This is a genomic window from Sulfitobacter albidus (genome assembly GCF_018200035.1).
In the GTDB taxonomy this organism is placed as follows: domain Bacteria; phylum Pseudomonadota; class Alphaproteobacteria; order Rhodobacterales; family Rhodobacteraceae; genus Sulfitobacter; species Sulfitobacter albidus.
This window is the reverse complement of the sequence record NZ_CP073581.1, coordinates 1,134,708-1,151,475: the sequence shown is the minus strand read 5'-3', so window position 1 is coordinate 1,151,475 and position 16,768 is coordinate 1,134,708. Positions and strand designations below refer to the sequence as shown.

10 protein-coding genes and 2 pseudogenes are annotated in these 16,768 nt (G+C 65.0%); 4 read left to right on the top strand and 8 right to left on the bottom strand.

Annotated elements, in window-relative coordinates; translation table 11 throughout:
* Positions 1-105: 105 nt before the first annotated feature.
* From KDD17_RS05405 to mmsB, 3 genes and pseudogenes are all read left to right on the top strand, one after another.
* Complete coding sequence (locus KDD17_RS05405; protein ID WP_212705628.1) at positions 106-1,248, top strand: acyl-CoA dehydrogenase family protein; 1,143 nt, start codon at positions 106-108, stop codon at positions 1,246-1,248.
* A gap of 9 nt (positions 1,249-1,257) precedes the next feature.
* A pseudogene (locus KDD17_RS19090) lies at positions 1,258-2,214 on the top strand (enoyl-CoA hydratase/isomerase family protein); the annotation flags it as partial.
* An 81-nt stretch (positions 2,215-2,295) separates the two neighbouring features.
* Positions 2,296-3,171: a 3-hydroxyisobutyrate dehydrogenase gene (mmsB, locus tag KDD17_RS19085; RefSeq protein ID WP_348541496.1), complete on the top strand. Its 876-nt coding sequence runs from the start codon at positions 2,296-2,298 to the stop codon at positions 3,169-3,171.
* Here mmsB and uvrA read toward each other — a convergent pair whose 3' ends face one another.
* The 8 genes and pseudogenes from uvrA to KDD17_RS05360 all read right to left on the bottom strand — a co-directional run bounded on the left by uvrA (position 3,172) and on the right by KDD17_RS05360 (position 16,192).
* On the bottom strand, positions 3,172-6,039 hold the full coding sequence (uvrA, locus tag KDD17_RS05395) for an excinuclease ABC subunit UvrA (protein WP_212705626.1): 2,868 nt from the start codon (positions 6,037-6,039) through the stop codon (positions 3,172-3,174).
* An 81-nt stretch (positions 6,040-6,120) separates the two neighbouring features.
* Complete coding sequence (locus KDD17_RS05390; RefSeq protein WP_254796897.1) at positions 6,121-7,260, bottom strand: MFS transporter; 1,140 nt, start codon at positions 7,258-7,260, stop codon at positions 6,121-6,123.
* Positions 7,260-7,799, bottom strand: coding sequence for a class I SAM-dependent methyltransferase (locus tag KDD17_RS05385; protein WP_254796896.1), 540 nt, complete (start codon positions 7,797-7,799; stop codon positions 7,260-7,262). Before KDD17_RS05385 ends, KDD17_RS05390 begins: the two co-directional genes overlap by 1 nt.
* A 293-nt stretch (positions 7,800-8,092) precedes the next feature.
* Positions 8,093-9,487, bottom strand: a complete 1,395-nt coding sequence (gene lpdA / locus KDD17_RS05380) for a dihydrolipoyl dehydrogenase (protein ID WP_212705624.1) — start codon at positions 9,485-9,487, stop codon at positions 8,093-8,095.
* A gap of 142 nt (positions 9,488-9,629) precedes the next feature.
* On the bottom strand, positions 9,630-10,211 hold the full coding sequence (locus tag KDD17_RS05375) for a DUF924 family protein (protein ID WP_212705623.1): 582 nt from the start codon (positions 10,209-10,211) through the stop codon (positions 9,630-9,632).
* 138 nt (positions 10,212-10,349) lie between these two features.
* A pseudogene (locus KDD17_RS05370) lies at positions 10,350-11,625 on the bottom strand (MFS transporter).
* Between the two features lie 84 nt (positions 11,626-11,709).
* A complete protein-coding gene (gene queA / locus KDD17_RS05365) occupies positions 11,710-12,765 on the bottom strand; it encodes a tRNA preQ1(34) S-adenosylmethionine ribosyltransferase-isomerase QueA (RefSeq protein WP_212705622.1) in 1,056 nt (351 codons plus the stop codon).
* 10 nt (positions 12,766-12,775) lie between these two features.
* Complete coding sequence (locus KDD17_RS05360) at positions 12,776-16,192, bottom strand: AsmA-like C-terminal region-containing protein (protein WP_254796895.1); 3,417 nt, start codon at positions 16,190-16,192, stop codon at positions 12,776-12,778.
* Positions 16,193-16,297: 105 nt separating this feature from the next.
* On the opposite strand from KDD17_RS05360, the gene KDD17_RS05355 reads away from it, so the two are divergent.
* Positions 16,298-16,759 carry a peroxiredoxin gene (locus KDD17_RS05355; RefSeq protein WP_212705621.1) on the top strand — a complete coding sequence of 154 codons (462 nt, stop codon included), beginning with the start codon at positions 16,298-16,300 and terminating at the stop codon, positions 16,757-16,759.
* The last annotated feature ends 9 nt before the right edge of the window (positions 16,760-16,768 follow it).

Genomic DNA, 16,768 nt, shown 5'->3' with positions numbered 1-16,768 from the left:
GTGCAGGGGGCGGTGGCGTCCCCTTGCCACGGCTTTACGGGGTTGCAAAACTTGCGCAAGGATTGGAATTTAACGTGTGTTCAATAACACCTGCGGAGGACCCCGATGGATTTTGCACTGAGTGAAGAGCAGACGGCGATTTTTGACATGGCGCATGCCTTTGGTCAGGAGCACATCGCGCCCCATGCGCAGACGTGGGAGCGGGACGGCACGATCCCCAAGGAGCTGTGGCCGCGGATCGCCGAGCTGGGGTTCGGCGGGCTGTATGTCTCTGAGGACGGCGGTGGGGCGGGTCTGTCGCGATTGGATGCGACGCTGGTGTTCGAGGCGCTGTCGATGGCCTGCCCGTCGGTTGCGGCGTTTTTGTCGATCCACAACATGTGCGCCAAGATGATCGATACCTTTGGCTCGGACGAGATGAAGAACCGGGTCATGGGCGATGTGCTGAGCATGAAGACGGTGCTGAGTTATTGTCTGACCGAGCCGGGATCGGGATCGGATGCGGCAGCGCTGAAGACCCGCGCGGAGCGCACCAATGACGGCTATACGGTGACGGGGACCAAGGCGTTCATCTCGGGCGGCGGCTATTCGGATGCCTATGTGTGTATGGTGCGCACCGGCGACGACGGTGCGGGCGGCGTGTCGACGCTGTACGTCGAGGACGGGGCCGAGGGGCTGTCGTTTGGCGGGCTCGAGGATAAGATGGGCTGGCGCAGCCAACCGACCGCGCAGGTCCAGTTCGACGGCTGCAAGGTGCCTGCGGCAAATCTGGTGGGCGAAGAGGGTCAGGGTTTCAAATACGCGATGGCGGGGCTGGATGGCGGGCGGCTCAACATTGCGGCCTGTTCGCTGGGGGCCGCACAGACCGCGCTGAGCGCGACGCTGGACTATATGGGGGAGCGTAAGGCATTTGGTCAGTCGATCGACCAGTTCCAGGGCTTGCAGTGGCGGCTTGCGGATATGGAAATCGAGCTACAGGCGGCGCGGACGTTCCTGCGGCAGGCGGCGTGGAAGCTCGATACCGGCGCGCCGGATGCCACGAAGTTCTGCGCCATGGCGAAGAAATTCGTGACCGAGGCCGGATCGCGTGTTGTCGACCAGTGTTTGCAGTTGCACGGCGGCTATGGCTACCTTGCCGACTACGGGATCGAGAAGCTGGTGCGCGATCTGCGGGTGCACCAGATCCTTGAGGGTACCAATGAGATCATGCGGGTGATTGTCGCCCGTGACATGCTCAAGAACCGCTGAGGAGCCGCGATGAGCGACATCGACATTCGTGTGACGGGCCGTGCCGGGCGGATCACACTGAACCGCCCCGACGCGCTGAACGCGGCAACCTGGGCGATGATCACCGCCGTCGAGGAGGCGCTGGACCGCTGGCGCGACGATGACGCTGTTGCATTGGTCGTGATCGACGCGGCGGGCGATCGTGCCTTTTGCGCTGGCGGCGATATTGCGGACCTCTACGAGACCGGCCGCGCGGGCGATTTTGCCTACGGGCAGCGGTTCTGGGCCGATGAGTACCGTCTCAACAACAAGATTTTCAGCTATCCCAAGCCGGTCGTGTCCTTCCTGCAAGGGTTTACCATGGGCGGCGGCGTTGGGCTGGGCTGTCACGGCTCGCACCGGGTGGTGGGCGAAAGCAGCCGCATTGCAATGCCCGAATGTGGCATTGGACTTGTTCCGGACGTGGGCGGCACGCTGATGCTGGCGCTGGCGCCCGGGCGGCTGGGCGAATATCTTGGCCTGACGGCGGCGCGGATGGCGGCGGCAGATGCGATTTACGCCGGGTTTGCGGATGTGTTCGTGCCGCAGGAACGCTGGCCCGAACTGATTGCGGCGCTTGAGCGTGACGGCGATGTTGCGGCGGTGGAAACGGCTGCCACGGGCGTCGCGCCGGGCGCGCTGCAAGGGTTGCAAGAGCAGATCGACGCCTGTTTCGCGGGCGAGGCGCTTGGCGATATCCTGACCGATTTGCGCGGCACCGATAGCGATTTCGCGCGCGATACGCTCAAGGCGATGGGGCGCAACAGCCCGCTGTCGATGGCCTGCACGGTCGAGATGCTGCACCGGTTGCGCGGCCCCTCGCTGAGCATGGAGCGGGCGCTGGAGCTGGAGTACCGGTTTACCGCCCGCGCGATGGAGCACGGGGATTTCCTTGAGGGGATCCGCGCGGCGATCATCGACAAGGACCGTGCGCCGAAATGGCAGTACGCCGACGCTGACGTGCCGTTGACGGCGGTGGCCAAGATGCTGCAACCCTTGAAAACGCAATTGACGCTGGAGGGAAAGAGGATGGCACGGATCGGATTTATCGGACTGGGGAACATGGGTGCGCCGATGGCGCAGAACCTTGCCGCCGCAGGCCACACCGTCGTCGGGTTTGACGTGGCGGGTACGACCGCAAAGGGTGCCGAGATGGCCGAGAGCGCGCAGGCTGCCGTGACGGGCGCGGATATCGTCATTACCATGCTGCCGAACGGGCAGATCCTGCGGGACGTCGCCGCCGACATCCTGCCAAAGATGGCGGCGGGCGCGACCTTGATCGATTGCTCGACCGTGGATGTGGACAGCGCACGCAGCGTGGCGGCGGATGCGACCGCGCGCGGCATCGGATTTGTCGACGCGCCGGTGTCGGGCGGGATCGGTGGCGCGGCGGGCGGCACGCTGACCTTTATGGCCGGCGGCACCGCAAAAGATTTCGCCACCGCCTCCCCGCTGTTCGAGATCATGGGGCAGAAGGCCGTGCATTGCGGCGAGGCGGGCGCCGGTCAGGCGGCCAAGATCTGCAACAACATGATCCTGGGTGCGACGATGATCGCCACCTGTGAAGCCTTCGCTTTGGCGGACAAGCTGGGGCTGGACCGACAAAAGATGTTTGACGTGGCCAGCACTTCGTCAGGCTACAGCTGGTCGATGAACGCCTACTGCCCTGCCCCCGGCGTTGGCCCGCAAAGTCCCGCTGACAACGACTACACGCCCGGTTTCGCCGCCGAGCTGATGCTCAAGGATCTGGGGCTGAGCCAGCAGGCAGCCGAGGCCGTGGATGCCGACACCCCGATGGGCGCCCGCGCGCTGGAGCTTTACCGCCAGTTCGTCGAGGATGAAGACGGCAAGGGCCGGGATTTCAGCGCGATGTTGCCGAGGTTCGTCGCGCGGGGGCGCGGCTGATCATTCAGCCGCAACCTTCCGCTTGGGTGCCAGCATCGGCTTGAGGTAGCGCCCGGTATAGCTGCCCTCAACCTCGGCGACTTCCTCCGGCGTGCCGGTGGCGACGATCGTGCCGCCGCCGTCGCCGCCTTCGGGGCCCACATCAATGATGTGATCGGCGGTTTTCACCACGTCGAGGTTATGCTCGATCACCACCACCGAATTGCCCTGATCGACCAATTCGTGCAGCACTTCCAACAGTTTGCGCACGTCCTCGAAATGCAGCCCCGTTGTCGGCTCATCTAGGATGTAGAGCGTGCGACCGGTCGAGCGTTTGCTCAGCTCTTTGGAGAGCTTCACGCGCTGCGCCTCACCGCCAGAGAGCGTCGTCGCCTGCTGGCCCACCTTGATGTAGCCGAGCCCCACGCGCATCAGCGCATCCATCTTCTCCCGGATCGACGGCACGGCGGCAAAGAACTCCTGCGCGTCCTCAACGGTCATGTCGAGCACGTCAGCGATGCTCTTGCCCTTGAACTTGATCTCCAGCGTCTCGCGGTTATAGCGCTGGCCTTTGCAGGTCTCACATTCCACGTAGACGTCGGGCAAAAAGTGCATCTCGATCTTGATGACGCCGTCGCCCTGGCACGCTTCGCACCGCCCGCCCTTCACGTTGAACGAAAAGCGCCCGGGTTTGTAGCCGCGCGCCTTGGACTCCGGCAGCCCGGCAAACCAGTCGCGGATCGGGGTAAAGGCGCCGGTATAGGTGGCGGGGTTCGAACGCGGCGTGCGCCCGATGGGGCGTTGATCAATGTCGATCACCTTGTCGAGGTGCTCCAGACCCTTGATGGTCTCGCAGGGCGCGGGCGTCTGGCGCGCGCCGTTGAGGTTCATGCTCGCGGTCTTGAACAGCGTCTCGATGGTCAGCGTCGATTTTCCGCCGCCCGACACACCCGTGACGCAGACAAACTTGCCCAGCGGGAATTCGGCAGTGACGTTTTGCAGATTATTGCCGGTAGCTTTCACGACCTTGACCGATTTCTTCTTACCCTTGCGGCGCTTAACGGGCACTGCGATCTCGCGCGCGCCGGTCAGGTACTGGCCGGTGACACTGTCGGGATTGGCAGCGATTTCGGCGGGCGTTCCGTGGGCGACCACCTGCCCGCCGTGCACGCCTGCCCCCGGCCCGATGTCGAACACATAGTCGGCCTCGCGGATCGCTTCCTCATCGTGTTCCACCACGATCACGGTGTTCCCCTGATCGCGCAGGTTCTTGAGCGTCAGCAGCAGGCGGTCATTGTCGCGCTGGTGCAGGCCGATCGACGGCTCGTCGAGCACATAGAGCACGCCGGTGAGGCCCGAGCCGATCTGGGAGGCCAGCCGGATACGCTGGCTTTCCCCGCCACTTAATGTACCACTTGAACGTGACAGCGTAAGGTATTCAAGTCCAACGTTATTCAGAAAACCGAGCCGCTCGCGGATCTCTTTCAAGATCGCGCGCGCGATCTCGTTTTTCTGCACGCTCAACGCCTCCGGCACGGTCTCGCACCAGTCAAAGGCTTCCCGGATCGACATCTCGACGATCTGGCCGACGTGGCGCAGATCGTCGGGTTTGCCGATCTTCACCGCGCGCGCTTCCTCGCGCAGGCGGTAGCCATCGCAGGTGCCGCAAGGGCGGTTGTTCTGATAGCGCTCGAATTCCTCGCGGATCCAGTTGCTGTCCGTCTCGCGGTAGCGGCGCTCCATGTTGGGGATCACCCCCTCGAACACGCGGCTGACCTCATAGACGCGCCCGCCCTCGTCGTAGCGAAATTTGATCTCTTCCTTGCCGGACCCGTAGAGGAACACCTGCTGGATCTTGGCATCCAGATCCTTCCACTTTGTGTTCTGGTTGAAGCCATAGTGCTTGGCGATGGCCTCGATCGTCTGTTTGAAATAAGGGCTCTTGCCCTTGCGCCAGGGTGCCAGCGCGCCGTCGTAGATCTTCAGATTCTGATCCGGCACCACGAGGCGTTCGTCAAAAAACAGCTCCTTGCCCAGACCGTCGCAGGCCGGGCACGCACCGAAGGGCGCGTTGAAGGAAAACAGCCGCGGCTCGATCTCGGAAATGGTGAAGCCCGACTCAGGGCAGGCGAATTTTTCCGAGAAGGTGAACCGTTCGGGCTCCTCCGTCGCCGTCTCAAGGATCGCGATCCCGTCGGCAAGGTCCAAAGCGGTGCGCAGGCTGTCGGCCAGCCGCGTCTCCATCCCCTCGCGCACGACCAGCCGGTCGACGACCACGTCGATGTCGTGGCGGAACTTCTTGTCCAGCGTGGGCGGCTCGTCGAGCTCGTAGAACTCGCCGTCGACCTTCACCCGCTGAAACCCCTGCTTGCGCAGCTCAAGGAACTCCTTGCGGAACTCGATCTTGCGGTCGCGGATGATGGGGGCCAGCAGATAGGCGCGCGTCCCCTCGGGCATCTTCATGATCCGGTCGACCATGTCTTGCACCTGCTGCGCCTCGATGGGCTTGCCGGTAGCGGGCGAATAGGGCGTGCCGACCCGCGCGAACAGCAGACGCATGTAGTCGTAGATTTCGGTCACCGTGCCCACGGTGGAGCGCGGGTTTTTCGAGGTCGTCTTTTGCTCGATCGAGATAGCGGGCGACAAACCAGAGATGTGATCCACATCCGGTTTCTGCATCATATCAAGGAATTGGCGGGCGTAGGCGCTCAGGCTCTCGACATAGCGGCGCTGCCCTTCGGCATAGATCGTATCAAAGGCGAGCGAGGATTTGCCGGAGCCCGACAACCCGGTGATAACCACCAGCTGATCGCGCGGAATATCCACGTCGATCCCCTTGAGGTTATGCTCGCGCGCGCCGCGGACTTCGATGTTCTTGAGCTCGGCCATTGGTCACCCCTTTTCCACCCTGCGGGATATAGGCCGCGCGGGCGGATTCTCCAATGGCAAAACAAGAACGTTAACGGAACATTACGATTTTTGACGCAGCGCCGCCAAACCCGCGTGCACCGCCAGCCCGGCCACAAACGCACCCCCCGCGATCAGCGGCAGGCTGGCATAGCCCGCCCCCGCCAGCGCCAGCGCCATCACCGGGGTGCCAAGCGTGTTGCCCAGATTGCCCGCCTGCGCCATGGCGCCATTGGCCTGCGCCTGCGCCTGCGGCGCCGCGTTCAGCTGCGGCACGGCGGCAAATGTCGCCCCCTGGATCAGTCCCATCGCGCCCGCCAGCGCCAGACAGGCCACCGGCCCCGCGGGCACCAGCGCCAGCCAGACCATCGCCAGCGCCGACAGCGCAAACCCCAGCATCACCACCTGCACCGCGCTCATCACGCGCAAGAGTGCTACGCCCAGGGTCATCGACACGGCGATGCTGACCAGCGGCATCGCCCCCATCACCGGCGCCCGCACCGACGGGTCGAGGAACGGCGGCAACACCGTCAGGATCGACACAAAACAGAACGTATAAAACAGCCAGCCCGCCGCAGGCGCCGCGATACGCGGTGAGCGGTAGATGGCCAGATGCGTGGCGACAACCTTCATCGAGGGCGCATCGGCCTCAAGCACCCCGCGCAAGGGGCGTGCGAGCGCCAGCGCAAAAAGCGCCAGATAGGCGCCGTGGACCGCAAAGAGGGCAGGAAGACCCGCCGCAAGCGCCAGCGGGCGCCCGCCCCAGGCCATCACCGCAAACGCCACGCCAAAGAATGTACCCCAAAGCGTCAGCGCCAGCCCGCGATCGCGATCTGTGGCCACCTGCGCAATCAGTGTTGGCGCGGCCACCACAAGGCCCAGATGCGACACGCCCTCGATCCCGCGCAACACCAGCATCACCGGCAGGCTTGGCATCAGGGCTTGCGCGAAGGACACCCCAGCGCCCAGCCAGAGCGCCCCCAGCAGCGCGCGGCGAAAGCCCACGCGCCCGACCAGCATCGCGGCCACCACGCCCAGCACGATGCCCACCCCGCCGACGATGGATACAAGCCACCCCACGGCGGCGCCGCTGCCATATTCCGCCTGCAACAGATCGTAGATCACCGAGAACTTCGCGTATTGCGCAGCCGCCCCCAGCCCCGCGCCCCACAGCGCGAGGATCATCGGCCAGGATCGCCCCATCAGCTGCGCTCGGCCATGGCCCAGGCACAGATGGGCATCTCGGGGTCGTTTTCGATATCGTCGGTGGCTTCGTCGTATTCAGGCGGCCAGGTATCTTCGAGGTTACGGCGCGCCACGTGGCGGTTGCCCCATTGGTGCGCCTCGATCAGATGCTCCTCGAACCCGCATTCGATCAGGAAATTCTTGAGCCCGCGCGCCGACCAGCGCGAATTATCCATGGGGGCCGCGTGGAACGGAATGAAAAACGGCACCGCCACCCAGAACTTCCCGCCCTTTTTCAGCATACGCCGCACGTTCTTGGTCGCCTGATAGGGGCGGTCCAGATGCTCCCACACCTGATTGGCAAGGATCAGATCGAACTTGCGCGGCTTGCCCGTCTCGGGGTCCAGATACGGCCCCGCGCAGATGTCATATTCGGGATAACGGAATTTCTCGTAGGATTTGAAATCGAATTGCTCCCCGTACCAGCCGGAAATCTCGGCCACCTGAAGCCGTTGCGGTTTCAGGGCCTGGATCATCCGGCGCGAGGCCGGTCCCATGACGACACGATTGAGGCTTACCATGCGGTGATTATGCCAGCGCATATAGCGGGGCGCAACGCCCGTCGGGGCCGGGTCAAGGATCGGCGCAGCCGACGGGGCGCATGCCCCGCATGTCCTTGACGCGGTCCCGGCGGGCAGACACTCGAGCAAGGTCGTTCAGGACGCACCGCGCCCTGAACACCGTCTCAGCAAATTTTCAGTCCTCACGGCACACTCAAACCATGCCATGAGGGGCTCACGCCTGCCCCGCGCGCCGATAAAGATAATCGCGCGTCAGCGCGTCCGCTGGATCACATGTGGATGACACGCCCGTAGGCGTCGAGCACCGCCTCATGCATCATTTCCGACAGCGTGGGATGCGGGAAGACGGTGTGCATCAGGTCTTCCTCGGTCGTCTCCAACTGGCGCCCCACCACGTATCCCTGGATCAGCTCGGTCACTTCCGCGCCCACCATATGCGCGCCCAAAAGCTCGCCGGTCTTGGCGTCAAAGATCGTCTTGATCATGCCGTTCTCTTCACCCAACGCGATCGCCTTGCCGTTGCCGATAAAGGGAAAGCGCCCGACCTTAATGTCGTAGCCCAGCTCTTTCGCCTTCGCTTCGGTATAGCCGACGGAGGCGACCTGCGGATGGCAATAGGTACAGCCCGCAATCGTCTCGGCCTTCACCGGATGCACGTGTTTGCCCGCCATATGCTCGACCACCATCGTGCCCTCGTGGCTGGCCTTATGCGCAAGCCATGGCGCGCCCGCGATGTCGCCAATGGCATACAGCCCGTCGACGCCCGTGCGGCAATATTCATCGGTGACCACATGGGTGCGGTCGATCTTCACGCCCAGCTCTTCGAGGCCCAGCCCCTCGACATTGCCCACGATCCCCACGGCCGAGATTACCGTGTCAAACTCCTGCTTTTCCAGCTTGCCGCCCACTTCGATGTGCGCGGTCACCTTGTCCTTGGCGCGGTCGAGCTTCTTGACGATGCTCTTTTGCATGATCTTCATGCCCTGCTTTTCAAAGGATTTCTTGGCAAAGGCGCTGATTTCGGCGTCCTCGACGGGCAGCACGCGGTCCATCACCTCGACCACGGTCGTGTCGGCCCCCAGCGTGTTGTAAAAGCTCGCGAATTCGATGCCGATGGCGCCCGATCCGATGACCAGCAGCTTTTTCGGCATGCGCTTGGGTTGCAGCGCGTGTTTGTAGGTCCACACGCGGTCGCCGTCAGCCTCCAGCCCCGGCAGCTCGCGCGCGCGCGCGCCGGTGGCCAGCACGATGTTCTTGGCGCTCAGGCTCTCGGTGCCCTTGTCCGTCTTGACGCTCACCTTGCCCTTGGCGGGGATCGTCGCCTCACCCATCACCACGGTGACCTTGTTTTTCTTCATCAGATGGCCGATGCCGCCCGACAGCTGCCCGGCCACCTTGCGTGAGCGTTTGACCACCGCGTCGAGGTCATAGCCGATGCCCTCGGCCTTCAGGCCGAATTCCTTGGCCCGGTGCATCAGGTGGAACACCTCGGACGAGCGCAGCATCGCCTTTGTCGGGATGCAGCCCCAGTTCAGGCAGATGCCGCCCAGATGCTCGCGCTCGACAATGCAGACCTTCATCCCCAGCTGCGCGCCGCGGATCGCGGCCACATAGCCACCCGGCCCGGCGCCAATCACGATCAGATCATAGGAAGTCTCGGCCATGGGGCACCTCGCGCAGTTAAGCCAGAATATGGTTTACCATTAAACCATCTCCGGTCGACCATCAATGGCAAGCCGTGCAAGGCCGACATGCAAAACCCGCGCCAAACGGACGCGGGTTTCCGGGACGCCATAGTGGACCGGTTCAGGCGGCCTGCGCCTGCTGCAATGTGCGGAGCGTGTGACCGTAGCCCCCGGCGGCAGCATAGGCCTGCTCTCCCTGCGTCTGCGTGCGCGAGAGGGCTTCATTGCGGTACGGAAAGCGACCGAACTGGCGGATCACCTCACGGTGTGCGCGGGCGTGCAGCATGTTGTCGTCACTCTCCGGCATCCGCTCGCACATCAGCCGCACGCACCGGTCCTGATCGCTGAGGTTTTCGGAATGCATCAGGGGCAGGTAAAAGAACTGCCGCGCGGGCGCGTCGATCTTCTTGTCCCACCCCTTGCAGATCGCCTGTTTCGCCACCGCAAGCGCCAGCGGGTCGAGCGTGAATGCCTCTGCCGTGCCGCGATAGATGTTGCGGGTGAACTGATCGGTCAGGATCAGATAGGCGAGCGCGCCGGAGGGATAGGTCAGCCAAAGCCCGAGGCTGCCGCTGCGGGCTGCCTCGATCGTCGGGCCAAAGCGCGCGGCGATCTTCGCGTCAAGCGCTGCGTCGGTGGCGTACCACCCCGACGGCCCAACCTCATCAAGCCAGAATGACAGGACGTCCTGCGGATCAACCATTTTCCCACTCCCATGTGTCAGCCTTGGTCAATAGGAGACGGTAGACAGAGGCCCCGCACGATTGACAGACACAAATTGCAACGAGGCTGCAATAATTGCGCTAACACCGCGCGGATGCCTAAAAATGTTTCCTTTAGGTCACTTTTGGTCCGTTTCGGGGTCCCCGGCGCTGTCTTCCAGCTCACTTTCGATGGCGTATTCCTGCGCGATTTCCATCGCCACCGCCGTGGCCGAGGGTGTCATGGCCACGTATTGACCGGTCTCGTCCACGGGCACCGTATCGCGCACGGTCGCGCGGTAGCCCGCATAGACTACCATCGCCACGAACAGGATCGCGGTAAACAAATAGAACCCCGCAGGGCCCAGCGACGTGCCCATGATCCAACCGGTGATGACCGGCCCCAGGATCGCGCCCAGCCCGTTTATGAACAGCAGACCGCCTGAGGCGGCGGCCATGTCCTCATGCTCCAGAAAGTCGTTGGTGTGGGCGATCAACAGCGAATAAAGCGGATTTGCCATGCCGCCGATCACGAAGGCCGACACCAGCAACAAGGCAAACACATGGCCCAGCATCATCCCCATGATCGATCCCACCAGCCCGATGACCGAGACGCCGATGATCAGCACCCGTCGGTCCATGCGGTCCGACAGCCAGCCAACGGGATATTGCAGCACCACCGCGCCGACAAAGAACGTCGCCACAAAGGTCGAGATCTGCGCGACGCTCAGCCCCGCCTGCGCGCCATAAACCGACGACATGCCGAATTGCGCCGAAAAGATCCCGCCGAGGATGAACATACCCACCGCCCCAACGGGGAGAAATTGACCAGCTGGCGCAGGCTCATCGGTTTGGTGGTGTCAAACGCGGGCGTGGGGCTGATCGACAGAAGGATCGGCGTGATCGCAAGGCTCACGAGGATCGAGGGGATCACGAACAGCATGAAGCCACCGGGATCCGCCGTCAGCAGCAGCGCCTGCGCCGCCACGATGCCCAGCGTCTGCACGATCATATACAGCGACAGCGCCTGCCCGCGATTGGAATTGTTCGCGGCATTGTTCAGCCAGCTTTCCGCCGTGACGTAAACGGCGGAAAAGCAGAACCCGATCAGCACACGACCGAAAGTCCACACGATGATGCTGGGATAGCTGGGATATAGGATCATCACTGCTGAGATCATCGAGGCAAGTGCCGCAAAAACGCGCACGTGTCCCACCCGCTGGATCATGCGGGGCGCCAGACGCGAGCCGCCGAGGAAGCCGGCAAAATAGGCCGACATCACGATCGACATCGCAAAGGTGTCGAACCCTTCCAGCCCCCGCGAATACCCAGAAGCGTCCCCTGCATCCCGTTGCCGAGCATCAGAAGGAACATCCCGAACAAAAGCGCCCATGCGCTGGAGAGTACCTGTAGCATTGCCGCGTCTCCTTACCAGTCAGCCCCGCCTAACAGCCCCGCAAACGCCGCGTCGGGCCTGTCTGCGACTCATTGAGGGTCGTTTCAGCGCGGCGGTATCAGCAGCGACGCATCTCCGTAAGAGAAGAATCGATAATTTTTTGTGACAGCGTGGGCGTAGATTTCCCGCACCCGGTCCACCCCCATCAGCGCCGAGACGAGCATCATCAGCGTCGAGCGTGGCAGGTGGAAATTCGTGATCAGCGCGTCGGCGACGTTGAAGCTGAAACCGGGCGTGATGAAGATATCGGTATCGCCCTCCCAGGGGGTGATCTGCCCACCGCGTCCGGCGGTCTCGATCAGGCGCAGCGCGGTGGTGCCTACCGGGATCACGCGACCGCCGGCGGCTTTGGTCGCGGCGATCTCGGCGGCGGCGGAGGTGCTCACCTGTCCCCATTCGCTGTGCATCTTGTGATCCGCGATGTCGTCGACCTTCACCGGCAGGAAGGTGCCCGCGCCCACGTGCAGCGTGACGTAGCTGAACTGCACCCCCCGCGTCTCAAGCGCCGCCAGGAGCGCTGCATCAAAATGCAGCGAGGCCGTGGGCGCTGCGACTGCCCCCTTGTGACGCGCCCAGACAGTCTGATAATCGGTGCGGTCCTGCGCATCCGCCGCGCGCTTGGCGGCGATATAGGGGGGCAACGGCATCGCCCCGGCCGCGTTGAGGGCCGTATCGAAATCCTCGCCCGTCAGGTTGAAGGCCAGCATCCCCTGCCCGTCCTGTACGCCCACCAGCGTCGCACTCAGGTCGTCCGAGAACACGACCTCCTCCCCGATCTGTAGCTTTCTGAGCGGCTTGATCAGCGCCGACCAGACGCCCGCCTCCGCCTGAGGCTCCAGCAGCGTGGCCTCGATCCGCGCTGTGACGGGCCCCTGCGCGCTGTCGCGGTGGCGCAGCCCCGACAGGCGCGCGGGGATCACGCGGGTATCGTTGAGCACCAGCCGGTCGCCGGGGCGCAGCCAATCGGGCAGATCGCCCACCGTTTGGTCGTGGGTCTGCGCCCCATCCGCGATCAACAGCTTGGCGGAGCTGCGCGGGACGGCGGGCCGCACGGCGATGCGGTCCTCGGGAAGGTCGAAATCAAAATCACTCAGTTTCATGCGCGCGGGCCTAGCGGTCTCCGGCATTGGGTGCAATGGGTCTGCGCGCGGGCGGCTCCGGCGCCGCGTCGGGTGCGGGCGTGGCCCCCTCGATCTGCGGCAGCTCGGTCTTGGGCGCGCGGAACGCATCGCGCAGCCCCCCCGGCGCCAGCGCCGACAGCGGATTGATCGAGACTTCGGGATCCTTGGCCTTGCCGCCCAGCGAATAATTGAACCCAATCAGCCCCTCGCCCTTGCGCGTCAGCACCGATCCGATCCCGTTGAGCAGATAGACAGGCGTGATCACCCCCTGCATCGCGATGTCACCGGTATCGGTGGCAAACACCCCGTCCATCGAAATCCCCAGCGAGGCGCCCACGGCAGATCCCTCGGAGAGCGTCACACGCCCCGGCGTCAGGCGGAACCGCGCGGCAACCTCGTCAAAATAGATGCCGTCGCCGTTCATCTCGTTGACCAGGCCGACGACGGAAACCGCATTGACCAGCGCGGCCATCGACGGCGCGTCCTTGATCGACACACCCTTGACGGTCATGCGCCCGTCGAATGCACCGCCCGCCCCCAATGGCGTCAGCGTCAGATCCAGCGCGCCGCCCACTGCCTGACGCAGCACGCCCGCAGAGCGCAGCACGCCGCCCGCGTCGGGCGTCGTCACCCGCAGCGCGGTGCGGCCGTTTTGCGGCACGACCCGCCCGGTGATCGCAGTACCGCCATTGACGAGACCCTGAAACGGGCCATCCAGCCCGGCGGCGGTTTTGAACTCGCCGCGCAGGTTGGCCAGATGAATGGTGTCCGTGAGCTGCAGCCGGTCCAGCCGTACTTGCATCGGTGCCTGCGCCTCGGGTGCGCCGCGCCCGGCATCCCCCGACGCGCGGCCTTGCCGCGTGCCGCCGAAGGGCGCGCTGCGCAGATCGAGCCTCCCGCCGCGCACGACCACCTGCGGCGCGCGCCCCGCGCCCTGCCCCAGCAGATCCACCGGCGCATCAAGCCAGCTGCCCACCCGCAAACGGTCGAGCCGCAATCGCTCCAATCCGCCCGCCGGGGCCAGCGTCACGCTGCCCGCCGCCTCCAGCCCCGCGCCCGCGAGGCTCAGCCGCGGCACCGAAGGGCGCGCGCCCAGCACGGCGTCGACCCGCAGCTGCCCCGCGGTGTTTGCGGATTTGCGCCAGCCGATCTGCGGCACGGCCACCGACATGCCCCGCAGGTCCGACCGTGCGGTGAGCGTTGGCGGCGTGCCGCGCGCGAGATCCACCGTCACCTGCGCCTGTGTCGCCCCCGACAGCGTGCCCGGCGGCAGGGCCACACCGAATTGCGCAAGCGCCTCCGGCGTGATGCGCACCGAACCTTCCCAGCTGCTCCGGGCACTTCCCGGTCCGATGGGCTGGCGCCATTGCCCGTCAAAGGCTGTCCCGTCGAGCGTGCCGCTCCCGCCGATTTCGACCCCTGTGTTGGTCGCGCGCAGCGACAGCGACGGCGCCTCCAGGCGGCGGCCCTTGATGAGCGCGTCGCTTTCAAGCTCCAGCAAGGTGCCGCCAACGTCAAAGAGCACGTCCGCCGGGCTGCCGCCACGTCGCAGCGGGAATTTCAACGTGCCCGACAGCTGCGCCCGCCCCGCGCCCAGATCGGTGCCCAGCCCCACGCGCTGCAACACCCGCATGGGCGGCTGATCCAGCGTCCAGAGCGCTGCCGTCAGGCTGGAACTTGTGTTGAGTGTCACTTCGGCGGGCGTATTGGGGCGCACGCGGGTGTCGGGGATGACGAATGCTGAATCGCGGAGGTTCAGGACCCCGCCCTGCGCCGCCTGCATCTCGCCCTCGGCCACCGCGATGACAAACCGTGCGGCCTCAAGGCTCGCGTGTCCGCGCGCGCGGCTGATCGGCGGCAGTCCGCGCAGCACCCGCACCCGCGCCTCGTCGAAATCGAACGACAGAAAGCTGCGCGGCGCGGCGTCGGGGGCCAGCCGCAGCGCAAAATCGGCGTTGCTGATGTTGGCCTCCAGCAAATTGTCGGCCAGCCAGCCCCGCGTCTTGGCCTTGAGCGTGGGCGGCCAGAATGCCAGCACCCGCGCCGGCGTGATCCGGGGCGCCCGCGCATCGAGCGACAGCTGCCAGCCATCGGGCCGCGCGGCCAGCGTCCCCCAGGCCCGCGCGGTCATCGGGCCATCGCGGATGACCAACTCCCCCAGCCGCAGCTCGAACGGCTCGGGCGTCAGCGCGAAATCAACGTGGGCGCTTTCCAGTTGCACGCCGCCCTCGAAAAGCGCCATGGGGTTGGCCCGGATCGCGCGCACCTCGATCTGCCCGGTCAGATTTTGCAGCGCGCCGCTGCGCAGCCCGGTCAACTGCGCATTGCCCGAGGCGGTGGCGCTGATCCACTCGCTCTGTACCGACAGTTCGGTGAATTCCAGAACCCCCGCCGCCGCGTCGTAGGTGAAGTAGCTGCGCGCACTGTCGAAAGGCACGGGGGCCGTGCCGTCGTTGGGCTGAACCGCCCCCGCCCCGATGCGCAGCGCCGCCGTCAGCGGCGCCAGCGTGCCATCATCCCGCACGCCCGTGCGCAGATTACCCGAGATCGGCGCGCGCAGCGCGCCCAGAAATCCGAACGCCGGGCTAAGGGTCGCAAAATCGGCGCTGCGCGCGCCGGTCAGGCTCAGCCCCATCTCTGCCTCGGTCTGCCCGATGGGGCTGGCAAAATTTGCGGCCAGCGTGGTCACGCCGCCCCCGTCCCCCGCCAGAAGCGCCAGATCCGCGGTGATCGTGAGCCGCCCGTCGGTGCGTCGCGCCAGCACACGGCCCCCGTCGAGGGTATAGGCCTGCTCGGCCCGCTGGTCGATGAATTGCAACGTCAGCCCGCGCAGCTCAGCGGCCTCAAGCGCGGCAAGGCCGGGTTGCGCCAGCACCGCGTCGATACCCTCAACCGCCGCGCCGGGGGTCAGCCCTACCAGACCGTCCCCGCCTTCAAGCGCCAGATCGCGGCGCAGCGACAGCGCCCCCGAGGGCGCACGGATGAGCGTTGCCACAACGCCGTTGAGCCGGATCGCCTCCGGCTGTACCTCCCCGTCCAGCAGCGCCGCCATCGACACCTCTGCCGTGGCTTCGGCGAATTGTACCAGTTCGCGCCCCTCTGGCGTGCGGACCCGGATGTCGCGCAGACGCACGCGCGGGCGCCAGCCCTCTTCGATCAGCACGCGCAGCTCGCCGAAGGTGATGCGCACCGTCGGGAATTCCTGCGCCAGTCGCGTCTCGATCCGCGCCTCGACCCAATCGGGCGCCGTCAGCGGACGGTCGTAGAACAGATAGAGCCCCAGCACCGCCAGCACGCCCCCCAGAAGGACAAGCGACCACACCGCCTGCGCCATACCGCGCAACAGCCACAGGCGCCTGCCTTTCGGCGGCGCTGCGAGAACGTCGGGCGCGGTCTTGTCAGACATCTGCTGATATTTCCCTTACGGCTTGCGGTGGACTTTCCCGCAGTCACGCTACTATGACAGAGGCCCGCGCGCGCCGGAAGGCCCGCGCCTATGACGGAGGAACACATGCCCGAGATTTCCCAACCCGCCCCGGATTTCACCCTGCCCGTCACCGGCGGCGGTGAGGTGACGCTGAGCGCGCTGCAAGGCGCGCCCGTTGTCCTGTTTTTCTACCCGCGCGACGACACGCCGGGCTGTACCAAGGAAAGCGTCGGCTTTTCCGAACATCTGGATGCGTTCGAGGCGGCGGGCGCAAAGGTCTTTGGCATTTCGCGCGACAGCATGGCGAAACACGACAAATTCGCCGCAAAGCATGATCTGACCGTACCGCTTCTTTCGGACAGCGAAGGCAGCGTCACCGAAGATTACGGCGTCTGGGTCGAGAAAAACATGTACGGCAAGAAATCCATGGGGATCGAACGTGCAACCTATCTGATTGCCGCCGATGGCACGATCGCGCAAATCTGGCGCAAGGTGAAGGTGCCCGGCCACGTCGAAGAGGTCCTCGACGCCGTGCGCGCGCTTTGAAACCGCTCG